Source organism: Janthinobacterium sp. SUN137 (genome assembly GCF_030587265.1).
Taxonomy (GTDB): domain Bacteria; phylum Pseudomonadota; class Gammaproteobacteria; order Burkholderiales; family Burkholderiaceae_D; genus Janthinobacterium; species Janthinobacterium kumbetense.
In genome coordinates this window covers 636,737-650,929 of sequence record NZ_JAPWHZ010000004.1, presented here as the reverse complement: position 1 = coordinate 650,929, position 14,193 = coordinate 636,737, and the positions used below count along the sequence as shown (strand labels likewise).

Genomic DNA, 14,193 nt, shown 5'->3' with positions numbered 1-14,193 from the left:
CTTCATGTGCAGGCAAGTGCCAGTATAGTTTATCGGCCGCGCAGGAGGCGCCCCAGTTCCTGCAAGCCGTGCGCCATCTCGGCCGGGGGAATCGCAGCAAAGCCCAGCAGCAGCCCGGGCGGCGTGGCGCACTCCGGCCCCGCCGCCGGATCGGCATAGTGGCCCAGCGGACGCAATTCGATGCCCCGCGCCAGGCCCGCGCGCGACACCGCTTCCTCGTCATGGCTGCCGCGGAAATACGCGCACAGTTCCAGGCCGCTGTCGGCCGGACCGCAGGCGAGCTGGTCGTCGAGTTCGCGCGCCAGGCCACGCACCAGCAGGTCGAGCCGCTCGGCATTGCTGTCGCGCGTGCGGCGGATATGCCGGCCAAAGTGGCCCTCGGCGATGAAGTCGGCCAGCGCCATCTGCGGCACGATGGCCGTGTGGCGGTCCATCACGGCCTTGGCCTGCACCAGCGCTTCGGCCAGTGCGGGCGGCGCCACCATGTAGCCCAGGCGCAGGCCCGGGAACAGCACTTTCGACAAGGTGCCCACATAGACCACGCAGCCGGCCCGGTCCAGGCTTTGCAGCGAGGCCAGCGGCGCGCCCGTGTAGCGATATTCGCTGTCGTAATCGTCTTCCACCAGCCAGGCTTTGTTTTGCGCGGCCCAGGCCAGCAAGGCCAGGCGGCGGGGCAAACTCATGCTCACGCCCAGCGGCATTTGGTGCGATGGCGTCACGTACGCCAGCTTCGCCTGCGGGCAATGCGCCACGCCATACGCCACGTCCAGCCCCTGCGCATCGACGGGCACGGGAAAGACGCGCGCGCCGGCCGCGCGCAGCGGGCCGCTGGCGCCCCGGTAGCCGGGCGACTCCATCCAGGCCGCGTCGCCTGGCGCCAGCAGGATGGTCGACAGCAAAAACAGCGCCTGCTGCGAGCCGGAGGTGATGACGATCTGCTGCGGCGTGCACTGGACGCCGCGCGACGCCTTCAGGTACACGCACAGCAGTTCGCGCAGCGGCAGGTAGCCGGCCGGGTCGCTGTAGCCGAAATGGTGATCGGGACGGCGCCAGCGCCGCGCTTCCAGGCGGTTCCACACGTCGAACGGGAAATGGTCGATGCGCGGCATGCCGACGCGAAAGGCGCGCAGCGGCCCCCGGTGGAACGCCACCTGGCGCATGGCCGCCACCACGCCCTGCCCGCGCGCCGACAGGGGCCGCAGCAAGCCCGGCGCCGCGGCAGGAACAGGCAGAGGAACGTCGCGGCTGACAAAGGTGCCGCGCCCCACGGCGCCATCGAGATAGCCTTCGGCCGCCAGCTGCGCATACGCATTGAGCACCGTCTGGCGCGACACGGCCAGCAGGCGGCAAAAGTCGCGCGTGGGCGGCAGCTGCATGCCGGGACTCATGCGGCCATCGAGGATGGCGGCCTTGATGGCCGCATACAGCTGGCGAAACAGCGGTTCGCTGGCGCCGCGCTGCAGCGGCAAGGCGGCGATGATCTGGTGCAGGTGGGAAACTGGCATGGTGGCATTCTTGAATTGGTAGCTTCAAGATAGCACTTATTGGCTGTTTTAAATAGCCAAGACTGGCGCTAAGATGGTGCATCCCCCTTCTACTCTTGCGGAGCACCCATGCATCAGTTTTTCGCCACCGTGGCCTGGCAGCGTGACGGCCACGATTTCGCCGGCCAGCGCTACAGCCGCGGCCATGAATGGCAGTTCGACGGCGGCCTGACGGTACCCGCTTCGTCGTCGCCCCTGTCCGTGCCGCTGCCCATGTCGGTGGCGGCCAACGTCGATCCGGAAGAAGCGCTGGTGGCCGCCACGTCGAGCTGCCACATGCTGTTCTTCCTGTCGCTGGCAGCGCAGCGCGGCTACGTCATCGACGACTACCGCGACGACGCCGTCGGCGAGCTGGGCAAGAATGCCGCCGGGCGCCTGGCCATGACGCGCATCGTGCTGCGTCCGCGCATCGTCTTCGCGGGAACGCCGCCCTCGCCCGAGGCGCTGGCCGCCCTGCACCACGACGCGCACGAGCGCTGCTACATCGCCAATTCGCTGACGGCCGACGTGGTCGTGGAAGGAGCCCACTAGATGTACACGCCCTCCACCTTCCGCGAAGAGCGCCTCGATGTGCTGCATGGCCTGATCGCCGCGCATCCGCTGGGCGCGCTGGTGCGCCATGGCGCCGATGGCCTGTGCGCCGACCACCTGCCGTTCGAGATCGCCGCGCCCACGCTTGATGCGCCATTCGGCATCCTGCGCGCCCACGTGGCGCGCGCCAACCCGCTGTGGCGCGCGGCCGGCAGTGAGGATGACTGCATGGTGATCTTCCAGGGGCCGCGCGCCTACATCACGCCCTCCTGGTATGCGGAAAAGCAGCGCAGCGGCAAGGAAGTCCCCACCTTCAACTACGCGGTCGTGCACGCGCACGGCCCCCTGCGCGCCGTCGACGACGCGGCGTGGCTGCTGGCATTGGTGGAGCGCCTGACGGCGCGCCATGAGGCAGATCAAGCCGCGCCTTGGAAGGTGGGCGATGCGCCGGCCGGCTACATCGAGAAACTCTTGAAAGCCATCGTCGGCATCGAGATTCCCCTCGCGCGCATCACGGGCAAATGGAAGCTGGGGCAGAACCGCAGCACGCAGGACCAGGCCAGCATGGCGCATGGCCTGGCGCTGGACACGCAAGCCGGCGCGGCGCAGGCCCTGGGCGCGCTGATCGCCGCCAACGTCAAGTCAGCCAGCTGACGGCCGCCGAAAACGTCAAAAACGACAGCGCCGTCGAGACCAAAATGATGCGGGCGATGCGCGCTGCGCAGTGCTCACGATGATGCGCAAGGCGCGAGGCGCGGCCCGGGCCAACGCGTCCACCCTCACGCCAGCAAGCTGACGGCCGCCGAAAACGTCAGAAACGACAGCGCCGTCGAGACCAAAATGATGCGGGCGATGCGCGCTGCGCAGTGCTCACGATGATGCGCAAGGCGCGAGGCGCGGCCCGGGCCAACGCGTCCACCCTCACGCCAGCCAGCTGACGGCCGCCGAAAACGTCAGAAACGACAGCGCCGTCGAGACCAAAATGATGCGGGCGATGCGCGCCGTGTTCGCGCCGAAGCGTTCCGACAGCAGCGAGACGTTGCTGGCGCTGGGCAGGCAAGCCACCAGCACCATGCAGGTCAGCGCAAACGGATCGAGCGGCGCGCCCAGCGCGATGGCCGCGTGGCCGATGCCCCACACCAGCAGCGGATGCAGCAGCAGTTTTTTCAGCGCCACGGGCACGTACTCTTTCATCGGCGCCGGGTCGGCCGTGCTCATTTGCGAACGGGCCAGCACGGCGCCGATGGTAAACAGGGCGACGGGCGAGGCGGCGTCGGCCAGCAGGCCCACCGTCTGCATCAAAGGCTTGGGCAAGGCCAGTTCCAGCCACGACGTCAGGGCACCGAGCACAATGGCCCACGGCATCGGATTGCCCACCATGCCCTTCAGGGCATTCATGACGGCGGCGCGGCTGCCGTGCGCGCCGCCGCTGCCGATGCGCGACAGGGCGATACACAGCGAGCTGGTAATGAGCATGTCGACGACGATGGTGACGATGACGGGACCCGAGGAGCGGGGACCGAGCAAGGTCAAAAGCAGGGGCACGCCCATGAAGCCCGTATTCGGGAAGGCCGCCACCAGCGCGCCGAAGGCGGCGTTGTTCCAGTCGATGCGGTGGCTCAGGGTCATGGCCATGGTGACGCCCACCATGATCAGGGCGCACAGCAGGTAGACGCCGAACACGCTGGCGTCGAGCAGCTGGGCGATGGGCGTGGCGGCGCCAAAGCGGTACAGCATGCAGGGCAGCGCAAAGTACAGGACAAAACTGTTCAAGCCGCCGATGGCGGCCAGCGGCAGCAGCTTGCGCCGCACGGCCAGGTAGCCGCACAGCACCAGGGCGAAGAAGGGAAAGGTGATGGCGAGGATGGTCAGCATGGAGCGCCATTGTAGCGCGCTGCACCGGCCGGCCGCCTGGCGCAAAAAAAGGCCGCTCGCGCGGCCCAAGGAGGTTTTCGGAAAAACGCAGGCGGCCGGCTAGGGTTTGAGCTGAGCGCGGATCTCGCCGGCCGGATAGGCGGCGCTATGCACGTTCACGTACAGGTTGCCGGCCTGGTAGCTCGCATACTGGGGCGGCGTGAGCATGGTGCCAGCCGGCACGGAAAACATGCCTTCGGCGGTTTTCACCAGCGGCACGATGACGGGGCCGTTGGCGCCGGCGGGCGCTTCATGGATGTGCGCGACGGTGGCCACCATGCCCGTGTAGCGCACGCCGCCGCTGACGCTGCGGTCGTGGGCGACGCGGATATTGCTGCTGCCGCTGGCCGTGCTGGTATTGGCCGGCACTTCCTGCGCGCCCGTCAAGGTGACGTCAAGGCCGCCCGGGTGATGCGGGCCGTGGGAACAGGCGCCCAGCAGGGCGGCCAGCGCCAGCACGCTGGCGGCGCGGCGTACGTGTTGTTGCAGTGTGCTCATCGCAATACTCCCTCAACGGACATCGGATCACGGATGGCGCCCTGCCCGTACAGCCGAGCCGGGCGTACGCCGCACTTGAGTTGCATAGTGCGACAGTAACGCCATGCCGCCGTGTCCGCTTTGCTGTACGCCAAACTTGCTGCTCGCCTGCCAACTCGTGTTCAGGCCAGGTGGCCTTCCGCCACCCAGCCGCGGTTGGCGGCCGGCGCCTTCGGCTTGGGCGCGATGCCGCTGCTTTTTTCCGCATCGAGGATGATGCTGCGCATGCTGTCGCTGGCGGCAGGCCCTGGCGCGAACGCGTAGTACTCGTCGTTGATGGGCAAGCCCGTCGTGGCGTCGACCAGCACCGGATCGGCGGCCAGGCCCGTGTCGCGGCTGGCGATGACGAGGCTGGCGCCTTCAGGCGCGAAGTTTTCATTACCCCAGGCAATAAACGCCAGCAAGACAGGCTTGAAGGCGCGCCCGGACTTGGTCAGCACATAGTCGTAGCGGGGCGGCTTGACGCAATACAGGCGGCGCGTCATCAAGCCCCCTTCCACCAGGTCGGCCAGGCGGCGCGTCAGGATGGTGGGCGCAATCTTGAGGCTTTTTTCAAATTCGTCGAAACGCGTCTTGCCGTAAAACGCTTCGCGCAGGATGAGGATGCTCCACCATTCGCCCACCTTGCCCAGGCTGCGTGCGATCGGGCAAGGCAAATTATTAAAGTTGGTATGTTTCATGACCATCTCCTCACGTTGATTCAACACAACAATCGAAAAAGTATTTCAGTTGCAATACGGAAACTTAGTTACTATCATCTTGAAAGCTACGCTCACCCCATGATGGCGGCCTGAAAATACGCACAAACCCACACTTTTCTTGTTCCAGTACAATCATGGCTCGTTCTGTCCCCCTCAACCCGGTACGAAAAATGGTGTCAGCCTTGCCATGCGGCATCGCTGACCACGCCCGTTTTTCGCCAGATGCATCCAAGATGACTCCTTTGAAGCTTGCCGTACTGCCAGCCCTGTTTGCCCTTGCCGTTTGCCAGACCACCACCGCAGGTACCGTCTCTTCCGCATCGTTCCAGGCCACCTTCGTCGTCCACGATGCGTGCACCATCGTCTCGCAGCGCGGCAGCGCCCAGGTGCGCTGCCAGCACAACACGCCCTATTTTCTGCACCAGCAGGCAGCGCCATCGGGCGCCGACCTCGTCACCGTCACGTTCTAAAAGTAAATCGTTGCCGTCACCGTGTCCTTGTAATCGCCAGGGCGCGGCGACACCTGCGCCGGCACGCGGCCGTAGATCGTCAGCGGCACGCTGGCGCCCGTTCCCGTCCCCGTCACCATGCTCGTGCCTGCCGTGCCATCGCCCCATGGCGCACCATCGAGGGTGGCGGACAGCAAATAGCTGACCTTGTCCGTCGTCACCGTGTTCTTCATTTGCCGATTGGCCACATTGGCCGCCACGCTGCCGCCGTTGAGGGCAATCTGGTAAGCGTTGTTATTGACGCAGCGCACCGACAAGGTGCTGGTGCTGCGCAAGTTGCCCGTCAGGATGGAGGCGTTCGCAAACGCCATCGGCGTGGCCGTGATGGTGCAATCGTTGACAGCCGTGGCATTCACCGTGAAACCGAAGCTGCCGCTGGTGGCCGTGCAACCCTGCAAGTTGACGAGGCCATACGTGGTGTAGGTGTAGGTGCCGACGCCGGCAAAGCTCGACGTATAGACGGTATTGGCGTTGGCGACCGTGGGCACGGCGGCCAGGGCGGTGCCGGCAGGGATCTTCGCGTACACGGTAAAGGTGGTGGAATACGTGCCGGGCGGGGCCAGCAAGCCGGCCGACAGGATCATGCCAAAGGTCGAAGGCGCGCCCGCCACGCCGGCGCCGCCCCATATCTTCGCCGTCGCATACGAATTGTCCACGTACACGTTGTACTCCATGCGGTTGCTGCCATTGCCCAGCTTGCGCGGCAGGGCCGACGTGGAATTCGTGCCCAGCCCCAGCGAGATGCACACTTGCGCATTGGGCGTGAGCAATTGCCCCAGGTTCAGCGACGAAAACAGGCAGCTGAAGGTCCCCGTGGCCTGCGCCACGTGATCGGTGCCGGAAATCGGGCTGACGGTGCCGAAATCGATATTCGTCACGCTGACCGTGCAGGTATCGGCCGCCTGCGCCACGCCGCCCCAGGCGCAGCCCAGCAGCAGGGTCAGCCATAGCAGCAGGCGGCGCATCAGCGGCCTGCCCCGGCGCTGGCAGCGGCGCAGCGCAACGGCCCGATCACGGGCAAGCCGCCCGCGGCCGGACGCACATAGGCAAAACGCAGCGTGCATGCGCCGTCGCCTTCGCCGACTTGCAACTCGTTTTGTTCGAGCAGGTCGTCGACGAAAACGATGCCGTCGAATCCCACCACCGTCTGCTTGCCGCTTTGCACGTGCAACACGGGCAAGCCCGTGGCCAGCGCCTTGCCCTGCGCATCCTGGACGATGACGGTGACCGCGCTGTAACGCTCGATGGGAAAGGCCGCCAGCACGCCCGCCAGGTATTGCGGCACGACATTGATATTGCTCACAGGCACCCGCGCATCAACATCAAGCTCATCCGTGGCGATGCTGATCTGGTTATTGCCATAGGGATTCAAATTCGGCACCAGCAGATAGCCGCCCCTGCCTGTCACGCCGATCTGGCGGTTTTCATGCAGCACAGGAATATTACCCACGCCGCCCGTGGAGACCAGCGCAAAACCGTTGCCCACCTGGCGCGCCGCCTCGACATGGCCATCCATCAGCACCAGCGCGCCGGCCGCGCCCAGCGAGGAGGCACTGCCCATGCTGCTGCTTTGCGTGCGCGCGCTCACGCGGCCGTCGTTGCCCAGGTATTCCACTTGCGCCTGCCGGTAGGCATTGCTGCCTGCCGTGCCAGCCTGCACGCTCCAGCCGAAGCCGCCGCCAAAGTCCGCCGCGCGCTGCGCGCTGACGCTGCGGCCGCTCTCGCCGTTTTGCCGGCTGCTGTTCACGCTGAGGGCCAGATTATTGTCGAAAGCCATGCTCAAGCCAAAGTAAAAGCCCCGCTTCTCGCGTTGCCGCAAGTCCTGGAACAGGCTGGCGTTGAAGAACAGGCCGTGGAACAGGGTGGCCGAATAGCCCACGGTAGCCAGTTTCGATGGCGGCGCGCCAGGCGTGCGGTAGCTGATATAGCTGCTGCTGATACTGCTTCCTGCAGGCAATGGCAGGCTGACGGTGAGGCGGTCGGCCGCGCGCACCACGGCGCTGCCGTCGCGCGAGGCCAGGTCGCCAAAGCCGGCGCTGGCGCGCACGCTTTGCACATCGACGCTGAAGCGCGGCCCCATGTATTGATAGCCGGCACCCAGCTGCGCACCACGGCTGCGGCCGGCGCTGGCCGACAGCGAACCGCTCAGCACACCCGCCTGGCCCAGCCGCACCAGCGCGCCCGCCCCCGCCTGATACAGGCCGGCGGCCAGTTCCGCATGGCCTTCGAGGGTGAAGTTGTCGCTGACGCCGTGGCGGCCGGAAGCGCTGGCAACCAGTTGCCGTTCATAGCCGAACAGGCGGCGGCCATAGTCGCGCCGCACGGCGCCCGCCTCGACCGAGTAATCGCTCAAGCCGCTGGCCAGCATGCGCGTATCGACATACAGGGGCAACACGGTCGTCACGCTGCGCCCCAGCGCATCGCGCGTGATAATGGTGGCTTGCCCTGCGCCATTGATGCCGGCCACCTGGTTCAGCACAAATGGCCCGCTGGGCACGCTGGCAGCATATTGCTGTACGCCATTGACATACAGGCTCAGCGACGAAGGCACGAGCGCCGTGCCATCGACGGAAGCGACGGGAAAGGTCAGCAAGTCGGGGCGCAGCTGGAAATTCTTGCGCCACTGCACGCCGCCGACGCGCACGGCGCGGCTCCAGCTCAGCGACGAAGAAATCAGGTCGCCCACTTGCCACGTTTGCAAGGTGTCGGGGTCGGCGTGGCTCCAGAAGGTGTCAAAGCGCATGTACTTGCGCTGGTCCGACCCCAGGTTCACGGTGCCGGTATTGCTGAAGACCCCGCTGTCATTGAAGTAGCGCAAGTCGTTGAAGATGGCGGCGCGCCGCGTCCGGCCCAGTTCCGCATAGGCTTCGTAATTGAGGACGGCGCCGGGCGTGACCGTCGATGGCGGCGTCTGCGCCGCCGTGCGCGCGCTGATGCGGTAAGGCGAGCGCAAGTCGTCCGCCACCCGCAGCGACACGCTCTGGCGTGCCGCATCATATTCATAGCTGAGTCCGGGAATCGCGTCGAGCGCCACCTCGGTCTGACCGGGTGCGACCAGGCGCGCGGGGTCCAGCCCCAGCTGCTGCAAGTTCGCCACACTGCTGCGCAAGCCTTTGCCCACCTGGGTAAAGCGCAAGATCAGCCCGGTTGATTCAGCATTCACAGTGACCTCCAGATACAGTTCATTCGGCGCCGCCGGATCGCTGGGCAAGCTGGCAGGACCCGGATCGGCGCCCGTCAGGCCCGCCGCGCCATCGGCCCTGGCCAGCGGCGCCATGACCAGCAACAGCCACGCTGCCAGTGCGCGTTTCATGGTGTGGCCGCTTGCACCCGGGGCGCACAGCAAGCCGCCCCGTCATGGCAGCCATGTTCAAGGTGTCGAAGTCTTGGCAATGAGTGCCTTGGCATTCACATTTACCGCAATACTCAACGGCCCATCCAGTTCGGCCTCCTTGGCAACGGGCAGGCGCCAGACGCGCATACGTGCCGCCAGGACATAACCAAACAGCCCCTTGCTGATGACAAACTCCTTGCCCGCCGGGTTCGTCAACGTCATCGCACCGATCTGCGCATGGAAATTGCCGCTGTTCTTGATGCGCAACATCCACTCGCCCTGTTCGCGGAAAACTTGCCAGTCGAGCACTTCCTTGCCCGGAGCACCGGCCGGCAGCACGAACACGGGCACCGAATAGCGCAGGCGGATATCGACGCCGCTGCGGCCCGCCTCATCCTCGCGGCTGACTTCATCGATGAGCACGCGATACGTCTTTTCCTGCGCGACAGGGCCAGCCTGGGCACGCACGAGGCGGATGGTCTGCCGGCTGTTGGCGGCGATTTCGACGATCGGCGGACTGGCCACCAGCTCCTGCGTCGGCGCCAGCGTTTCCTCGCCATCGCGCTGGTCCCAGACGAATACCCGCACTTGCCCGTAGATGGGCTGGTCACCGAGGTTTTGCAGGGTGAGGCCGGCCGCATTCTGCGCCGCGCGCAAATTGAGCGTCACCGGCGAAATCTGCAGGCTGGCACCGTGCGCGCCCGCGGCGCAGCAAGCCAGCAGCGCCAGCACGCCTTTCATCAGGGAAACAACACCGGCCTTCACGCGGCGCCTGGCTTAAAAGTAAACGGTGGCCGTGATGGTCGACTTGTAGGTATCGGGCGCCGGTGTCGCCTGCGGCGGAATATTGCCGTACACCGTGATCGGCTGCGAGGAGCCGTTGCCGGTGCCGCCGACGGTATTCGTGCCCTGGGTATCGCCCCACAAGGTGCTGCCGGCCGTCTGGTACAGATTGAATTGCACCGTTCCCAGGTTGCCGCCGGTACCACTCAGGTAGCGCGTCGTGCCGGTCGAGCCGGTGCCCGTTCCCGCCGTCAAGCCCACGTTATACAGCGTGGTATTGGTGCAGGTGACATTCACGGTCGTATTGACGTTCACGGCAGTAGCCAGTACACCCTGACTTTGGCCAAAGTCGAGATTGGCCGCCGCGATGGTGCAATTGGCGATGATCTTCAGGGTGACGTCGAAGGTGGTGCTGGCGCTGCCATTCAGATACACGGCTGCGTCGGCGCCACGTGGCAGAAGCGCCGTGGCGGCAATAGCCACGCTGGCGGCAACGATAAGACGGGGGAAAATAACTCGCAACATGATACCTCCTGATGATGGAACATCATTAATGAGCCCGCCAATTTGAGGGGCGTCGAGGATAGTCACGGTATTGCCGGCGTTTTCTTGGGCACGCAAACCAGGACGACAAAATACATGTGCCGGGAGTCAGGAACCCGGGGACTCCGGCACTTTTTGCAGCATTGGCAAAACAGATTTTTTAGCAATCGACATTGCTTAAAATCAATGCACGAATGAATTATTGGCGATCTGGGAAATCTGCGCTTCTTCTGGCGGAGAAACATCTTTTGAAACACGAGAAAAGCAGAAAAAAAAGAAAAAGCGAGGCATAATAAGCCACAACTTGTTATTTGGTTAAGTCATCCATGCCATGCCATTGACCAGCGAAACCATCAAAAAGAACATCTTGCTCGTGGACGATTCCGCGTTCGAGCAGCGCATGCTGATGGAGCTGCTCAGCGAGCAGCCCTATCGTTTCAGCATCGCGTTCAACGGCTACCAGGGCTACCAGCTGGCACTGGCCACGCACCCCGACCTGATCCTGCTCGATGTGCGCATGCCCGAGATGGATGGCTACACGGCGTGCCGTTTGCTCAAGGCCAATCCCGAAACGGAACAGATACCCGTGATCTTCCTCAGCGGCGCCGATGCCGCCAAGGAACGCATCATGGGCTTGCAGGTGGGGGGCGTCGACTACATTTCGAAGCCATTTACGCCGGAAGAACTGGCCGCGCGCATCCATATCCACCTGGGATTGATGCGTAAAAGCAACAGTACCCTGCCGGCGACGGCACCGATCAGCGACAAGCTGCAGCATCCCGACCTGGTCTTCGTTAATGCCGTTAAGCAACTTATTCTCGACAACCTGGGCAGCCTGCCGAACCTGTCCGAGATCGCCCGCAGCGTCGGCACCTACCGCGAAAAGCTGACCCTGATGTTCCGCGAGCAGACGGGCATGACGGTCTTCGCCTTCATCCGCGAAGCGCGCATTGCCCGCGGCGTGGAATTGCTGCAGCAGACGGACATCGACGTGCAGGATATCGCCCTGCTGATCGGCTTTCATAACGCGGGCAACTTCGCCACGGCCTTTCGCGAACGCATGGGCGTGCCCCCCAGCGCCTACCGCCAGCGCCTGCAGGAGCAGACGAGCCAGCGGCAGGCGGCGGGCGGCTAGAACTTGTAGTTCAGCTTGAGCGCCGCAACGCGTCCGCGCGGGTCGGCCTGGGTAAAGTCAAAGCCGGTGGAGGCATAGTCCCAGGGCGCGCGCTTGTTGGCCAGGTTTTGCACGATGAAGGTGACGTTCGCCTGTGGCGTCACCTGCCAGCTGCTGGTCGCGTCAAAGGTGCTGAAGGCGGCCACCGACTCATCGAGGTGCGTCTCCTGCGCATAGCTGCCCACATAGTTCCAGGTCAGGGTCGACGACCATTTGCCCTGTTCCCAGGTGGCCGAGCTGACGCCGCGCCATTTCGGAATGGAACCGAAGTGATTGGTGCCGGCGCCGTTGGTGAGCGGCGCGCCATCGGACAGCGGCTCGGCAAAGCGCAGCACGCGGCTCAGCTGACCTGCCAGGGTCAGCTTGCCCCAGTCCTTGTCGACAAAGCGCTGGCGCAGGTCGATATCGATGCCAGACACTTCGCGCTGTCCCTGGTTGCGGAACTGGCGGTACAGGGTCGTGATGCGTCCATCGGCGCCGCGCGTGATCTGTTGCGGCGCCGTGCCTTCATTCTCGAGGATGGTGGTGGCGCTGGCCGTGCCGATCACGCCATCCTGCTTGATGCGGTAGTAATCGAGGCCGATGCTCGAGCTGCTGGTGGGCGACACCACCACGCCCAGGTTCAGGTTTTTCGAGCGCTCGGGGCGCAGGTTCGGATTGGCGATCGTCATCACCGTCACGCCGCGCGCCTGCGTCGGCGTCAGCGGATCGCGGGCATCGATCACGCTGGTATAGCTGACGGCCGTGCTGTCGGTGATTTCCGGCAGCGACGGCGCGCGGAAGGCGCGTGAAACAGTGCCGCGCAGCAACAACCATGGCGCCGCCTGGTAGCGCGCGCTGGCTTTCGGCGAAAATGCATTGCCGAAATCGCTGTAATGGTCGGCGCGGCCGGCCACGTTGACGGACAGATCCTTCACCACGGGCACGTTGAATTCGGCGAACAGGGCCGACACATTGCGCGAGCCGTTGATGATATTGAGCGCGGGGCGCAGTTCCGTGCCCGACAGCACGGCCGTCGAGGTTTGCGAATCCATCTTTTCGCGGCGCCATTGAGCGCCGGCGGCAAAGCCCAGCGGACCCGCGGCCAAGTCCCAGATATCCTTGGCCGCCGAGAAGTCGAGCGTGTCGAGCGTCGATTCGGCCGGGCGCAGGGTCGACAGGCGCAGGCGGTTGCGCACCGCTTCGCTGTTTTGCGATTGATCAAAGAAATTGTAGCTGCCTTCGGCCAGCACTTTCTGGAATTCGTAGCGGTTGACGAAGTTCTGCACCGTTTCCTCCAGCTTGCTGCTGGAATGGGCCACGGCCGTATCCCAGTCCCAGCCCGCCCAAGTGCCCTTGGCGCCGGCCAGCGCGCGGTAGAAGGTGACGCGGTCCTGCTTCAGGCGCGGCCCCAGGTCGAACAGGGTGGCCGTGAAGGGCAAGGGCGTCGTGCCCGGATTGTTCGGGTGCCCCACGGGCAGCACCACGGGGATGGTGTCGAGCAGCTTGGTGCTGTTGTTCCACACGCGCGTGGCGTTATTCACGCTCAACGGCGCGCTGAAGGTCTGGTCGGCGCGCGAATAACTGTGCAGCAAGTCCACATAGGCTTCCGTGTCCGCGTTCAGCTTGAGGGTGCCGCGCAGCGAGGAGTGGATGCGCTGGATGCCCGGAATCAGCGTTTTATACGGCGCCGGATTGTAGGCCAGCACCTGGCCGCTGCGATCGGGATTGATATCGTTGTACGACACCAGTTGCAGCGGGCCGCGCACGCCGCCCAGGGTCTGCGTGGGATCGTTGCCCGCGTAATTCGTGACAGCCCAGCCCAGGCTGCCGCGCTGCTGCTTGCGGTAATCGGCATCGCGCAGCCATGCCACGTCGCTTTGCTGCAGCTTGTCGCGCTGCTGCGCGTCGACGGAGAAGACCACGCTGTAGCCATCTTCCTCGAGCTTGCCGAAACCCGTTTGCAGCGCCGCGCTCTTTTCATGCTGGCCCGTGCCTTGTGTCGAGCCGCCCCATTGCGCCGTGATGTCCGTGCCCGTGAATTCCTTGTACAGGATGATGTTGACCACGCCGGCCACGGCGTCGGAGCCGTACACGGACGAGGCGCCATCCTTGAGCACTTCGATGCGCTGCACGGCCGCCATCGGCAAGCTGTTCAGGTCGACGAAGGTCTGCTGCAAATCCTGCGCCGTGGCATAGCTGGCCACGCGGCGGCCATTCACGAGGATCAGGGTGTTTTGCTGGCCGATGCCGCGCAGCGACAGGCCCGAGGTGCCGGCCGAGAAACTGCCCGTATATTGTTCGTTGTAGCTGTTGCCGCTGTTGGCGGAGATGGCGCGCAGCACGTCCGACACGCTGGTCTTGCCGCCGGCTTTCAATTCCTTGGCCGTGATGACCTGCACGGCGCTGGCGCCCTCCTTTTCGCTGACGCGGATATTCGATCCGGTGACATTCACGCGCAGCATGTCGTCTTCGGCATGGGCAAGAGTGGTGACAGCGGGAAAGGCAGCGGCGATGGCAAGACTGATGGCGAGTGGTTTGAACATGGTTTCCTCTTATTGGGATTGCAGCCTTTTTCCGATAAAAAAGGCCGAGCAGGGGCACGCGGACCGGGTGGGCCAGCGGGCAAACGACAACGAAATGG

13 protein-coding genes are annotated in these 14,193 nt (G+C 64.7%); 4 read left to right on the top strand and 9 right to left on the bottom strand.

Annotation, left to right across the window (positions count from 1 at the left end):
• Window positions 1-29: 29 nt before the first annotated feature.
• The gene (locus O3298_RS23420; protein WP_305060644.1) at window positions 30-1,505 is read right to left on the bottom strand and encodes a PLP-dependent aminotransferase family protein; all 1,476 of its coding nucleotides are present in this window, start codon (window positions 1,503-1,505) and stop codon (window positions 30-32) included.
• A gap of 108 nt (window positions 1,506-1,613) precedes the next feature.
• Between O3298_RS23420 and O3298_RS23415 the strand changes: the two genes are divergently transcribed.
• Both O3298_RS23415 and O3298_RS23410 read left to right on the top strand, forming a co-directional pair.
• The gene (locus O3298_RS23415) at window positions 1,614-2,075 is read left to right on the top strand and encodes an OsmC family protein (protein ID WP_289899463.1); all 462 of its coding nucleotides are present in this window, start codon (window positions 1,614-1,616) and stop codon (window positions 2,073-2,075) included.
• Window positions 2,076-2,729: an FMN-binding negative transcriptional regulator gene (locus O3298_RS23410; RefSeq protein WP_305060643.1), complete on the top strand. Its 654-nt coding sequence runs from the start codon at window positions 2,076-2,078 to the stop codon at window positions 2,727-2,729.
• Between the two features lie 267 nt (window positions 2,730-2,996).
• On the opposite strand, the gene O3298_RS23405 is transcribed toward O3298_RS23410, so the two are convergent.
• From O3298_RS23405 to O3298_RS23395, 3 genes are all read right to left on the bottom strand, one after another.
• The gene (locus O3298_RS23405) at window positions 2,997-3,950 is read right to left on the bottom strand and encodes an AEC family transporter (RefSeq protein ID WP_305060642.1); all 954 of its coding nucleotides are present in this window, start codon (window positions 3,948-3,950) and stop codon (window positions 2,997-2,999) included.
• A gap of 99 nt (window positions 3,951-4,049) precedes the next feature.
• Window positions 4,050-4,487 carry a CHRD domain-containing protein gene (locus tag O3298_RS23400; protein WP_305056670.1) on the bottom strand — a complete coding sequence of 146 codons (438 nt, stop codon included), beginning with the start codon at window positions 4,485-4,487 and terminating at the stop codon, window positions 4,050-4,052.
• 161 nt (window positions 4,488-4,648) lie between these two features.
• The gene (locus tag O3298_RS23395) at window positions 4,649-5,206 is read right to left on the bottom strand and encodes a helix-turn-helix domain-containing protein (RefSeq protein ID WP_305060641.1); all 558 of its coding nucleotides are present in this window, start codon (window positions 5,204-5,206) and stop codon (window positions 4,649-4,651) included.
• Between the two features lie 254 nt (window positions 5,207-5,460).
• Between O3298_RS23395 and O3298_RS23390 the strand changes: the two genes are divergently transcribed.
• The gene (locus tag O3298_RS23390) at window positions 5,461-5,697 is read left to right on the top strand and encodes a hypothetical protein (RefSeq protein WP_305060640.1); all 237 of its coding nucleotides are present in this window, start codon (window positions 5,461-5,463) and stop codon (window positions 5,695-5,697) included.
• On the opposite strand, the gene O3298_RS23385 is transcribed toward O3298_RS23390, so the two are convergent.
• From O3298_RS23385 to O3298_RS23370, 4 genes are read right to left on the bottom strand one after another with little or no spacing between them, the layout of a single operon-like run.
• Window positions 5,694-6,701 carry a spore coat U domain-containing protein gene (locus tag O3298_RS23385; RefSeq protein WP_305060639.1) on the bottom strand — a complete coding sequence of 336 codons (1,008 nt, stop codon included), beginning with the start codon at window positions 6,699-6,701 and terminating at the stop codon, window positions 5,694-5,696. The two genes, O3298_RS23390 and O3298_RS23385, sit on opposite strands and share 4 nt — an antisense overlap.
• The gene (locus tag O3298_RS23380) at window positions 6,701-9,049 is read right to left on the bottom strand and encodes a fimbria/pilus outer membrane usher protein (protein WP_305060638.1); all 2,349 of its coding nucleotides are present in this window, start codon (window positions 9,047-9,049) and stop codon (window positions 6,701-6,703) included. Before O3298_RS23380 ends, O3298_RS23385 begins: the two co-directional genes overlap by 1 nt.
• Window positions 9,050-9,106: 57 nt before the next feature.
• On the bottom strand, window positions 9,107-9,835 hold the full coding sequence (locus O3298_RS23375) for a molecular chaperone (RefSeq protein ID WP_305060637.1): 729 nt from the start codon (window positions 9,833-9,835) through the stop codon (window positions 9,107-9,109).
• A gap of 12 nt (window positions 9,836-9,847) precedes the next feature.
• Entirely contained in the window at window positions 9,848-10,378 is a 531-nt protein-coding gene (locus O3298_RS23370; protein ID WP_099665656.1) for a spore coat protein U domain-containing protein, read from the bottom strand.
• 349 nt (window positions 10,379-10,727) lie between these two features.
• Here O3298_RS23370 and O3298_RS23365 point away from each other — a divergent pair, with 349 nt between their 5' ends.
• Window positions 10,728-11,531, top strand: a complete 804-nt coding sequence (locus tag O3298_RS23365) for a response regulator (RefSeq protein ID WP_305060636.1) — start codon at window positions 10,728-10,730, stop codon at window positions 11,529-11,531.
• On the opposite strand, the gene O3298_RS23360 is transcribed toward O3298_RS23365, so the two are convergent.
• Window positions 11,528-14,095: a TonB-dependent receptor gene (locus tag O3298_RS23360; RefSeq protein WP_305060635.1), complete on the bottom strand. Its 2,568-nt coding sequence runs from the start codon at window positions 14,093-14,095 to the stop codon at window positions 11,528-11,530. The genes O3298_RS23365 and O3298_RS23360 overlap by 4 nt on opposite strands.
• Window positions 14,096-14,193 lie beyond the last annotated feature (98 nt).

Bases quoted from the DNA above. Each gene is read 5' to 3' on its own strand.
- O3298_RS23420 (WP_305060644.1), bottom strand. From the start codon at position 1,505: ATGCCAGTTTCCCACCTGCACCAGATCATCGCCGCCTTGCCGCTGCAG.
- O3298_RS23415 (WP_289899463.1), top strand. From the start codon at position 1,614: ATGCATCAGTTTTTCGCCACCGTGGCCTGGCAGCGTGACGGCCACGAT.
- O3298_RS23410 (WP_305060643.1), top strand. From the start codon at position 2,076: ATGTACACGCCCTCCACCTTCCGCGAAGAGCGCCTCGATGTGCTGCAT.
- O3298_RS23405 (WP_305060642.1), bottom strand. From the start codon at position 3,950: ATGCTGACCATCCTCGCCATCACCTTTCCCTTCTTCGCCCTGGTGCTG.
- O3298_RS23400 (WP_305056670.1), bottom strand. From the start codon at position 4,487: ATGAGCACACTGCAACAACACGTACGCCGCGCCGCCAGCGTGCTGGCG.
- O3298_RS23395 (WP_305060641.1), bottom strand. From the start codon at position 5,206: ATGAAACATACCAACTTTAATAATTTGCCTTGCCCGATCGCACGCAGC.
- O3298_RS23390 (WP_305060640.1), top strand. From the start codon at position 5,461: ATGACTCCTTTGAAGCTTGCCGTACTGCCAGCCCTGTTTGCCCTTGCC.
- O3298_RS23385 (WP_305060639.1), bottom strand. From the start codon at position 6,701: ATGCGCCGCCTGCTGCTATGGCTGACCCTGCTGCTGGGCTGCGCCTGG.
- O3298_RS23380 (WP_305060638.1), bottom strand. From the start codon at position 9,049: ATGAAACGCGCACTGGCAGCGTGGCTGTTGCTGGTCATGGCGCCGCTG.
- O3298_RS23370 (WP_099665656.1), bottom strand. From the start codon at position 10,378: ATGTTGCGAGTTATTTTCCCCCGTCTTATCGTTGCCGCCAGCGTGGCT.
- O3298_RS23365 (WP_305060636.1), top strand. From the start codon at position 10,728: ATGCCATTGACCAGCGAAACCATCAAAAAGAACATCTTGCTCGTGGAC.
- O3298_RS23360 (WP_305060635.1), bottom strand. From the start codon at position 14,095: ATGTTCAAACCACTCGCCATCAGTCTTGCCATCGCCGCTGCCTTTCCC.